The 9393-nt window shown below is 45.9% G+C and carries 10 protein-coding genes; 4 read left to right on the forward strand and 6 right to left on the reverse strand.

All coding sequences use genetic code 11. The annotated features are described in order from the left end of the window. The first annotated feature begins 371 nt into the window (after positions 1-371). A complete protein-coding gene (locus BUE76_RS10040) occupies positions 372-1202 on the forward strand; it encodes a hypothetical protein (RefSeq protein ID WP_073048141.1) in 831 nt (276 codons plus the stop codon). A gap of 495 nt (positions 1203-1697) precedes the next feature. On the opposite strand, the gene BUE76_RS10045 is transcribed toward BUE76_RS10040, so the two are convergent. Continuing rightward, the gene (locus tag BUE76_RS10045) at positions 1698-1964 is read right to left on the reverse strand and encodes a GlsB/YeaQ/YmgE family stress response membrane protein (RefSeq protein WP_073048144.1); all 267 of its coding nucleotides are present in this window, start codon (positions 1962-1964) and stop codon (positions 1698-1700) included. A 116-nt stretch (positions 1965-2080) separates the two neighbouring features. On the opposite strand from BUE76_RS10045, the gene BUE76_RS10050 reads away from it, so the two are divergent. Both BUE76_RS10050 and BUE76_RS10055 read left to right on the forward strand, forming a co-directional pair. Then, positions 2081-2668 carry an OmpH family outer membrane protein gene (locus tag BUE76_RS10050; protein ID WP_158069948.1) on the forward strand — a complete coding sequence of 196 codons (588 nt, stop codon included), beginning with the start codon at positions 2081-2083 and terminating at the stop codon, positions 2666-2668. A 198-nt stretch (positions 2669-2866) separates the two neighbouring features. Beyond that, the gene (locus tag BUE76_RS10055) at positions 2867-4309 is read left to right on the forward strand and encodes an APC family permease (protein ID WP_073048150.1); all 1443 of its coding nucleotides are present in this window, start codon (positions 2867-2869) and stop codon (positions 4307-4309) included. Between the two features lie 131 nt (positions 4310-4440). Here the strand turns inward: BUE76_RS10055 and BUE76_RS10060 are convergent, their stop codons facing one another. Together BUE76_RS10060 and BUE76_RS10065 are read right to left on the reverse strand one after the other, a co-directional pair. Beyond that, the gene (locus BUE76_RS10060) at positions 4441-5052 is read right to left on the reverse strand and encodes a DUF4230 domain-containing protein (protein ID WP_073048152.1); all 612 of its coding nucleotides are present in this window, start codon (positions 5050-5052) and stop codon (positions 4441-4443) included. A gap of 75 nt (positions 5053-5127) precedes the next feature. Further along, on the reverse strand, positions 5128-5697 hold the full coding sequence (locus tag BUE76_RS10065; RefSeq protein ID WP_083596715.1) for a DUF4230 domain-containing protein: 570 nt from the start codon (positions 5695-5697) through the stop codon (positions 5128-5130). A 55-nt stretch (positions 5698-5752) separates the two neighbouring features. Between BUE76_RS10065 and BUE76_RS10070 the strand changes: the two genes are divergently transcribed. Further along, the gene (locus BUE76_RS10070) at positions 5753-6445 is read left to right on the forward strand and encodes a 2-C-methyl-D-erythritol 4-phosphate cytidylyltransferase (protein WP_073048158.1); all 693 of its coding nucleotides are present in this window, start codon (positions 5753-5755) and stop codon (positions 6443-6445) included. A gap of 3 nt (positions 6446-6448) precedes the next feature. Here BUE76_RS10070 and BUE76_RS10075 read toward each other — a convergent pair whose 3' ends face one another. Genes BUE76_RS10075 through BUE76_RS10085 form a run of 3 tightly spaced genes read right to left on the reverse strand, consistent with a single transcriptional unit; the run spans position 6449 to position 9064 of the window. Beyond that, the gene (locus BUE76_RS10075) at positions 6449-7399 is read right to left on the reverse strand and encodes a GNAT family N-acetyltransferase (protein WP_073048161.1); all 951 of its coding nucleotides are present in this window, start codon (positions 7397-7399) and stop codon (positions 6449-6451) included. 37 nt (positions 7400-7436) lie between these two features. Beyond that, positions 7437-8102 (reverse strand): sugar transferase, encoded by a 666-nt coding sequence (locus BUE76_RS10080; RefSeq protein ID WP_216820650.1) that lies wholly within the window; start codon positions 8100-8102, stop codon positions 7437-7439. Then, positions 8102-9064: a Gfo/Idh/MocA family protein gene (locus tag BUE76_RS10085; RefSeq protein ID WP_073048164.1), complete on the reverse strand. Its 963-nt coding sequence runs from the start codon at positions 9062-9064 to the stop codon at positions 8102-8104. Before BUE76_RS10085 ends, BUE76_RS10080 begins: the two co-directional genes overlap by 1 nt. Between the last annotated feature and the right edge of the window lie 329 nt (positions 9065-9393).

Genomic DNA, 9393 nt, shown 5'->3' on the forward strand with positions numbered 1-9393 from the left:
AACTCTTATAGCTATTCCTATTTTAAGCTGACCAATAAATTGTATGTGATTTTCCTCGGGGTGGTGTATGGTTCAGGAATAGTAAATAAGTAAATCATACGTTGGAAAACACCTCAAAAATATAGGCTCACCAACAAGTTGTTGCAACCTGTTTCCTCCTCAATCAAGTAGTTTCTTGAAAGTTTTATTGTTCCTGCATATTCTTAAGTAGTTTGCCTGCTTGATTTCGAGACTATATGTTTGTTTTTCGTACTGCAAGCAAATCAAAGAGCACTTAATCAGAAGTTGCAGATTCGTGAAATAAAGTTTTAGCATATTGTATTTTTGAGAACAAGGCTTCTATAGTTTGTTATTTGTAAAGAACACCCCTTATGGAACAAAATCATTTCATCAAAGATTTAAGTAAACAAGAACAAAAGTTGGAGTTGCAAACAAGAAAGTGGGTAAAAGTCTTGTTCCTGATTTTAAGTTTTCTTTGGACTGCGCACTTATTTTGTTTGTATCTAAAACTGTATTATGCTCCAAGTCAGTATCCAGATGCTTTTGTCCGCTATTTTAGTCTTGAATATGAAGCCAACCTGCCCACTCTAGTTTCTTCCCTCCTGATAGTTGGTGCTGCTTTCTTGTTATTCGTAATTGGCAAATTGCAGCCTAATAATTTAAAGAAGCATTGGTTTGTTCTTAGTGGTATTATGTTGTTTTTGGGTATTGATGAATCTACCCGAATTCACGAGACTTTGGGTGCTTTATTTGCTCACGTTTTTTCTGGCAGGAGTTCTTTTGCAGCAAATTGGATGTTCCCATATGCCCTGTTATCATTAGCTGCTTTTATTTTCTTTTTACCTTGGCTTCTTCATCTACCCAGTCGTCTAAAGAGAGGCATGCTGATCTCAGGCTTCATTTATGTTTTTGGTGCATTAGGTGTTGAGATCATTGAAATAGAGGGTGAACAGTTTTTGACAGAGCAACAATGGATTTATTTTCTGAATACCACCATTACGGTCCAGGAAATTATGGAAATGGGGGGTATGTTTTTGTTTGTTAGAACCCTGCTTCATCACCTTAGTTACCTCCGTGCAGAGTTCTCTGTTGTTTTCCGGTTTGCTTCACCAGAATCTGTTGCCCCAGGTAAGGCAGCGCAAAAAACAGGTAGTTCAATAGTACTTACACCCAATAGTGAGCAGGTGGCTTTGGGTAAGTAAGTTATCGTTTGTAGATCAATGTGTAACTAAGGATAAGTGTTTTTTCCTACTAAAAAATAGGGCATTTTGTCAATTGTCTGAATGGTTAAGTAGGACTAAGTTTGCATCAGAAGTTGATTGATCAATGGTCAATCATTCCAAGATCCTGATAAACCAATAACCAATACCTTAAAACCAAAAAGATTTCAATATCCAATAGAAAGATCGGGAATCCAGTATCAGTCAACTTCTATATTCAATACCTAAAGAGAGCCGAAGTTCCAAGTCCAGAAAACCTTATCCAACCCTTCGAAAAACAAAAGGCGTCCGTATCGATGAAAAGACATTAGCCGTCCACGCCGAAAAAAGTTAGATCCCCTCCTTGTGGAGGGGATTCTTATTTTCAGCCTGTTGGCAATGGCCTGTTGCTTAAAGCCTGGTAAAAACGTTTACCGATTTGCTCTTCTAATTGGATGCAAGACAAGTTTTAATGCCAAACTGTAAAATACAAAGCTGCTAAACGCCTCTGTTTCTATTGCCGGTTACCGCAGCCCAGATAAACAAGGCAAGCACGGCGCCCGCCGTAGCTATGAGGATACTATACAGGTTGAATCCATCTACGCCGTCCCAGCCTAAAAAGCGGGCGATATAACCACCAATTACGGCACCTACCACACCAATGATCATGGTAACAATACAGCCCTGCGGGTCGCGGCCGGGGCGCAAAGCCTTGGCGATAGCACCCGCTACCAGGCCAAGGAGTATCCAGGAGATAATTCCCATAACTATGTTTTTCTTACCCTTTATTCAAAAGGCGTACCGCTGTAAATGTTTCATAAAAGGAGCAGGCTCTGCGGTATGTTATGGGTTTTGCCCTTTTCTTTGCACAAATTCTTGAAATGAATCGCGGACTGCTCCTTTTCAACATTGTGTTGCTGGTATTGGTGGGTGTGTTGTTTTACCTGCATTTTGCCCCTGCAAAAAGCGAAAGCCCCAAAGCTGCGGCAACAAAAACTCCGGAAAACAAAGAGTTTAAAATTGCCTATTTCGAAATGGATTCGTTGGAAGCTTCTTTTTCGATGGTTAAAGACGTGAAAAGCGAACTGGCACGCAAAGAAGAATCCATCAATAGCGAGCTGGCCCGCCTGGATAAAAGCTACCGCGAGAAAGCCAATATGTACCAGGGTCAGGCAGCTACCATGAGCCAGGTGCAGTCGGAAATGGCTACCCGCGATATGATGCAACTTCAGCAAAACATGCAAAGCCGCAAAGCATCGCTTGACCAGGAATATCAGGATTTTTACATGCGTAAAATGCGGGATGTAAAAACCAAGATCGAAGACTTCCTGAAAGATTATAATAACAAGAAAGGTTACTCTTACATCTTTGCTTACGAACCAGGTTTGTTTTATTACCGCGATACGGCTTACAATATCACGGCTGATGTGATCAAAGGTCTGAACGATGGTTATGTGAAAAAGAAATAAAGGCAATCTGTATAGAAGATTTTCCTGAAAAAAGGCACTGCAGCAGCAGTGCCTTTTTTTGTGCCTTGCTGTCTAAGAGTGTTGCAATCAACATTTTTGCTGCCATTTATTTTTTATCGGTTCCATCCTGCCTTAAACATCTGAACTCCTCAATGCTAAACTTCTAAACCTTCTTATCTTCCCCCAAATTGTTCCGCTATGTCCGAAACGACTGCCGTATCCGCCCAACCAGCAACAGAACAAGGGTTTAAACGATCACTTGGCTTGCTTGATGCCACCATGATCGTTGCCGGTTCAATGATTGGCTCCGGTATTTTTATTGTTAGTGCCGATATTACCCGCAATGTGGGCAGCGCAGGATGGCTCATTGCGGTGTGGTTGCTCACCGGTTTTATGACCCTCACGGCCGCGCTGAGTTACGGCGAACTAAGCGCCATGTTTCCAAAAGCCGGTGGACAGTATGTTTACCTGAAAGAAGCTTACAATCCATTGATTGGCTTCTTGTATGGCTGGAGTTTTTTTGCTGTCATACAAACAGGTACTATCGCCGCGGTTGGTGTTGCCTTTTCCAAGTTTACGGCTTACTTCGTGCCGGCACTGGAAATGAATGATGCCAATGTCTTACTGGACCTCGGCTGGCTGAAAATATATCCTGCACAATTGGTCTCCATTGTGTTGATCGCATTTCTTACCTGGATCAATACCAGGGGGGTAAAAGAAGGTAAACTGATCCAAACAACCTTTACCGTCACCAAACTCGTTTCCCTTTTTGGCCTGATTGCATTTGGCTTCCTGCTGGCTGCCAACAGCGATACCTGGAATGCCAACTGGAGCGCTGCCTGGAACATGAAGCGCATGACAACAGACGGCAGCCTCACACCCGTATTAGGTGTGGCTGCACTGGGTGCAATCGCCGCTTCTATGGTGGGCTCTATCTTTTCTTCCGATGCATGGAACAACGTGACCTTTATTGCAGGCGAGATCAAGAACCCGCAACGCAATATCGGCCTTAGCTTATTCCTGGGAACCCTGATAGTAACCGTAATTTATGTGCTGGCAAACATCATGTACGTTTCGGTTCTGCCATTGGCTGGCATTGCCGGTGCACCATCCGATAGGGTAGCAGTAGCTGCGGCCAACGCCATCTTTGGTAATATCGGCACTTATGTGATTGCCGTGATGATCATGATCTCCACATTTGGATGCAACAATGGTTTAATTCTGGCAGGTGCCCGGGTGTACTATTCCATGGCCAAGGATGGTTTGTTTTTTAAAAAGGCAGGCACCCTGAATAAGAATGCCGTACCCGAATGGGCTTTGTGGGCACAATGCGTGGTGGCTTCCATCCTTTGCCTCAGCGGCCGTTATGGCGACCTGCTGGATATGGTTTCCTTTGTGGTGGTGATCTTTTACATGCTCACCATTGCAGGCATCTTCAAACTGCGGCGTACCAGGCCCCATGCCGAGCGTCCTTACAAAGCTGTTGGTTATCCTTTCCTGCCTGCACTGTATATTTTGATGGGACTTACCTTCTGTACCTTGCTCATTATCTATAAGCCTAAGTTTACCTGGCCCGGATTGATCATTGTACTCATCGGCATTCCCCTTTACTATTTGGCATTACGCAACAAACGAAAATAAGGTTGCACGCAAAAACGCGAAGGCGCAAAGGGTTTCTACATCATGCATCATACTAATTGAAGCTTTTAAATTCTTCAATATTGATTTTGCATTCTTGTTTCTCTTTGCGCCTTCGCGTCTTTGCGTGAAAACTACTTTGTTGTTACCACCACTTTTTTATACCCTGCATTTACCATCAACTGCGCTACCAGGTTTCTTGCCTTTTCATCTGAGCGCCGAAGTACACCCTGGTTCAATGCATTCTTGGTAATGCGGTACTGCGCTTTTGCTTTCAATGCAGTCACCGCCTGTTGGTTCCAGGCTCCTTCCTCCGAAAAGGTTTCAACATCTGTTGGATTAACAATTACTTCAAGCACCCTTGCTTTAGGCATCGTAATATGCAGCGAATCCCTGTTGCCGCTAAAATTGCTGCTGTCCAGCCGGGATAAATCAAGACCGGCAATAAGCCTTCCTTTTACCACCAATACTAATGATTGTTTGATTGGAAACACAAAGGGAGGTAAAGGCAATAATTTAGTTCTGTTGTTGGAACTGTCTACTACTACTACATCGTGGTATTCGATGGTCATCAACTGCGCAATTGAACGCACATTTTTTACAAGCAACGGTGTATTGTCGATGGTGATGGGTTGGGCTGCAAAGGGATTCTTCCATTTAGGTAAAACATCGGTACGCCGCAACAGCCAGAAGGCTGTTATGATGGCTAATAGGATCAATATAATATTCCGGAGCGATCTGGTCATGGTTTGGTGCTGCTGTTGCTTTTACTTGTCTTTTGTTTCTGTATTTACTCATTGCTTAACCGAAGTGCGCTGTCTTCAAGATGCATTTTCCTGGTAGCGGTAAGTAATTGTTACTTCCTTGTATCCTGCCTGCTCAAAAAAGTTCCGTACAAACACAGCGGCACCTTCCTGTGCTTTTTGGAGCATGTTGAGGCTATCAGCCTGCCTGCGTATTTGCTTTTCGGCTTGTTGCATGATGGCATTGGTTTCTGCCTGGCTGAAAGGTGTGCGGAAAAGGCCTACATCGCTGTAAACAACCCTGATATTTTCCGGGGGAATGCTGAAGGTTAAAATTTGTGGCGCAGGAAGCTTAATGCTGATCTTATCGCCCTGGGCCTGGATATCGATATCGCGGATTTGTGAAAGGTCGATGCCGGCTTTAATCCTGGCCCTGCAGCTCACCAGCATCCGGCGTTCGCCTATCTTGTACCAGGTAGCTTCATCGCGGGCCCGCACTACTTTGCTCAGTTCGTATTCGGTGGTGGCCAGTTGGCCCATTTCGCGTAATTGCAGTACCGGGTTGGGCCTTGACGGCGGCGGCGACTGCCTGCAGGCAGCAAGCAGCAAAACACAAAGGCTCCAATAGATTTTCTTCCTAATTTGCATGGTTCCAGATCTGGTGGTTAAAGCTAATCATGGGGCCCTTATTCAAACAAGTTTTATGCAGAAATATGCAGTGATTGTTGCCGGTGGTACCGGCACCCGGATGGGAAGCGCTATTCCCAAGCAGTTTTTGATGTTGCATGACAAACCTGTATTGTATTATACCATCCGCACTTTCCTCAATGCCTTCGACGACCTGCGTATTGTGCTGGTGCTGCCCGAAGAGTATATCGACATGGGCCGTGAGATCATCGACGCATATTTCGACGACAACCGGGTACAAATTACCGCAGGTGGCGAAACCCGTTTCCACTCTGTGCAAAATGGCCTGCGCCTGGTGGGTAAAGACGCGGTGGTTTTTGTGCACGATGCCGTGCGTTGCCTGGTGACCATTGACCTGATACACCGTTGTTACGAGAATGCGTTGGAAACTGGTAGTGCGGTGCCTGCCATCCGGGTGCGCGACAGTGTGCGCCAGCTGAATGAAGAAGAAAATACCAATGAGGTGATGGACCGCAGTCGTGTGGTGCTGGTGCAAACACCGCAAACCTTCCACAGCCGCATCTTGCTGCCCGCCTTTGAAATTGATTATAAAGAACGGTTCACTGATGAAGCTACCGTAGTGGAAGCTTTTGGTTTGAAAGTATCGCTGGTGCCCGGCGATGAAACCAATATCAAAATCACCCGTCCGGTGGACCTGCTGATTGCAGAGAGCATCCTGAAGCTGGAAATGCAATCGCAAGACAATTGATACTCACAATTTGGAAAGATGATACAGGTGCCGGTAGTTTACCGGCATTTTTTTTAACCTGCATAATGGCCAGGAGAGCCTGTTATTGTAAAGGGTAAGATAAGGTTCGTGTTGTGCCCCAAACTTGCGGTAGAAAGCTGCCACACCCGGCTGGTCGGAACCTTCGAAGTCGAGTACTGTATCAGTGGCTGCATAATCGGAAATAAATGCATGGAGTAAAAAAGCGGATGCGCCCATGCTGCGGCCTTCAGGCTTGTTGCCCACCAGCCAGTAGTAAGCCCTTTTTCGAAATTCCAAGAAGGCACAGGAAGCAAGCAGTCGTCCATCGGGGTGGTAAACACCATAAGTGCGCACCTGTTCAGGCGCCGCAGCGGCAAAAGCCTGCACCCTTTCAAATGCCCCGGCTTCGACCTTCATCACCTTTGGATATTGCACAGCGCTGGTGGCAATGACATCTTGTAGCGGAACTTTTCTTTTTACAATCAATTGGTGCTTGTTTGCCTTAGCTAATGCCTGGTGAATATTCCGGTGAAAAGCTTTGGCCAGTACATCATAGGGCTTGTTTAAGCTAAGTACATAATTGCTTCGGGGAATCTGGTGACGGTATCCTTTTGGCAAAGGGTGGCCCGGGTTAAAACTCAGGTCCCATAAACGGTACCGCTTTGGGATGGCTGCAAGGAAAGCTGCTATAAGATCTTCATGTAACCCATTTCCAACCACCCCCAACATGGGCGTTAGAAAAGGCTGGTAGCAATACCGGATGCCCCATTTTGTGCGCTGTGGAAGCGGCATGATGACATCGTAGTCGTTTAATACAAGTGCACACCAGCCGGGGCATAAGGCATCCAGGAAAGCTGTTTGCGCATACACATGGCCGTTACCTGCAAGCAGGTTGCATCGGTCCCATTTACCGGGATGGATTTGCCATCGTTGTAAAAACTGGATTGAATACACAGGGTAGGAGCGGAGCTTAAAATTTGCGCTCTTGAAGTTAATAATTGCTGTGCAAATGCCCTTTGAGGATACATCTGGCTGCTGCCAAAATGATTTTTACATCCTGCAACAATCCAATTTGCTTCAGGTATTCCAGATCGCGGCGGGCACCGAAAAGCAATTGAAACATGTTGTGGGCATAACCCTGTCGCACCCGACCCAGAGAAACAAGTCCGGGCCTTAGGGTAAACAATAGGGTATACTGCGGAATTTGTTCAACTATTTGTTGCAGGAAATAGGCCCGCTCGAGTCGTGGGCCCACTACACTCATCTCGCCTTTTAATACCAGCCAAAGTTGGGGTAATTCATCAAGGTGCCAGCGCCTGAGGATATGCCCAACTGGCGTAATACGTGGATCGTTAGGTGTTGCCAGCAATGGCTGCCCCGTTTCTGCTGGCCATACCATTGTGCGGAATTTAAGGAGAATAAACGGCCTGCCATGCCTGCCAATTCTTTCCTGTTGCAGCAATACTGGTCCTTTGGAAGAAAGCCTTACGGCAAGGGCAATTGCCGACATCAGGGGAAAAACAAAGGGCAATGCAATTAAGGCTATGGTGATGTCGGCCATGCGTTTGGCAAGCAGCCGATTGTTTCGCAGTGTTGGAAAAAATGCATCCGGCGGCATGGTGATGCTGCCGGATGCCAAATCTTCAGCAGCCTGCATTAGGCTTTATTGATCTTTTGCAAAATCTGGTGCGCTACTTCCATGGCGCGGTATCCGTCTATTTCATTTACCACCGGAACGGTGTCGTTCTGAATAGCCTGAACAAAAGATTCCAGCTCCAATCGCATTGCATTTACCTGTGGAACGGCAGGTGCTGCCATGGCAATGGTCTTCACACCCTGTTTTGTTTCAATATCAAAATCAAAAGTGCCGGTATCACTTGCTTCTTTCAGCTTGATGATCTCTGTCTTTTTATCCAAAAAGTCGATACCGATATAAGCGTCTTTTTGGAAGAGGCGCATTTTGCGCATCTTCTTCATTGAAATGCGGCTGGAGGTAAGATTGGCCACGCAGCCATTATGAAATTCAATGCGTACGTTGGCGATATCAGGGGTATCGGTAAGTACTGCAACCCCCGAAGCGGAAACCGTGCGCACTTCACTTTTTACAATCGAAAGAATGGCGTCAATGTCGTGGATCATCAGGTCGAGTATTACACTTACCTCGGTGCCCCTGGGATTGAACTGTGCCAGGCGGTGTACTTCAATGAACATCGGGTTCAGGTGCAGGTCTTTTGCAGCCAGGAACGCAGGGTTAAACCGTTCCACATGCCCTACCTGCATCTTTACCTTGCTTTCCTGTACCAGCTTCACCAGGGTTTCGGCCTCCTGCATGGTATTGGCCAGGGGCTTTTCTACAAATACATGTTTGCCTTTGCGCACCGCTCTTTCGCATACTGCAAAATGCAGGTTGGTAGGCGTTACCACGTCAATAGCATCAGCGGCTTCAATCAATTCGTCTTCACTTTCAAATCTCCTGATGCCATATTCACTGGCTACGGCATTGGCGGTTTCATCGTTGGGGTCGTAAAAGCCGATTAAATCCACACCTGCTATTTCCTTCCAGTTGTTCAAATGAAACTTGCCCAGGTGGCCGGTGCCAAAAACGCCTATTTTGATCATGTACAAGGGGTTGTGTGGGCAAAGATAGCAGGATGCCATAATAGGGTGTGGGCCAGTTACGCACATCCCGCATCGCCGCACTATGCATTTGCATAGGGGAGTAAAATTTTTTAGGGTCTAAATTTTTTTGTGTGCACCAAAGCTCCTTATCTTTGCCACCCCAACAACGAAATGGATTGGCAGTTCAGTTGGTTAGCATTTCGCCCAGTCATCCATAACGAAGTTGAGGATGAGTTTGAGTCCGGCAAGTTTAGTAGTTAATTAGTTCTTGAAAATATTGGATTGGTAGTTCAGTTGGTTAGAATGCCGCCCTGTCACGGCGGAGGTCG

This window comes from Cnuella takakiae (assembly GCF_001953305.1).
GTDB lineage: Bacteria > Bacteroidota > Bacteroidia > Chitinophagales > Chitinophagaceae > Flavisolibacter > Flavisolibacter takakiae.

What these genes read in the sequence shown, in the direction of transcription:
- BUE76_RS10040 (WP_073048141.1), top strand. Translation starts at nt 372, where the DNA reads ATGGAACAAAATCATTTCATCAAAGATTTAAGTAAACAAGAACAAAAG.
- BUE76_RS10045 (WP_073048144.1), bottom strand. Translation starts at nt 1,964, where the DNA reads ATGGGAATTATCTCCTGGATACTCCTTGGCCTGGTAGCGGGTGCTATC.
- BUE76_RS10050 (WP_158069948.1), top strand. Translation starts at nt 2,081, where the DNA reads ATGAATCGCGGACTGCTCCTTTTCAACATTGTGTTGCTGGTATTGGTG.
- BUE76_RS10055 (WP_073048150.1), top strand. Translation starts at nt 2,867, where the DNA reads ATGTCCGAAACGACTGCCGTATCCGCCCAACCAGCAACAGAACAAGGG.
- BUE76_RS10060 (WP_073048152.1), bottom strand. Translation starts at nt 5,052, where the DNA reads ATGACCAGATCGCTCCGGAATATTATATTGATCCTATTAGCCATCATA.
- BUE76_RS10065 (WP_083596715.1), bottom strand. Translation starts at nt 5,697, where the DNA reads ATGCAAATTAGGAAGAAAATCTATTGGAGCCTTTGTGTTTTGCTGCTT.
- BUE76_RS10070 (WP_073048158.1), top strand. Translation starts at nt 5,753, where the DNA reads ATGCAGAAATATGCAGTGATTGTTGCCGGTGGTACCGGCACCCGGATG.
- BUE76_RS10080 (WP_216820650.1), bottom strand. Translation starts at nt 8,102, where the DNA reads ATGCAGGCTGCTGAAGATTTGGCATCCGGCAGCATCACCATGCCGCCG.
- BUE76_RS10085 (WP_073048164.1), bottom strand. Translation starts at nt 9,064, where the DNA reads ATGATCAAAATAGGCGTTTTTGGCACCGGCCACCTGGGCAAGTTTCAT.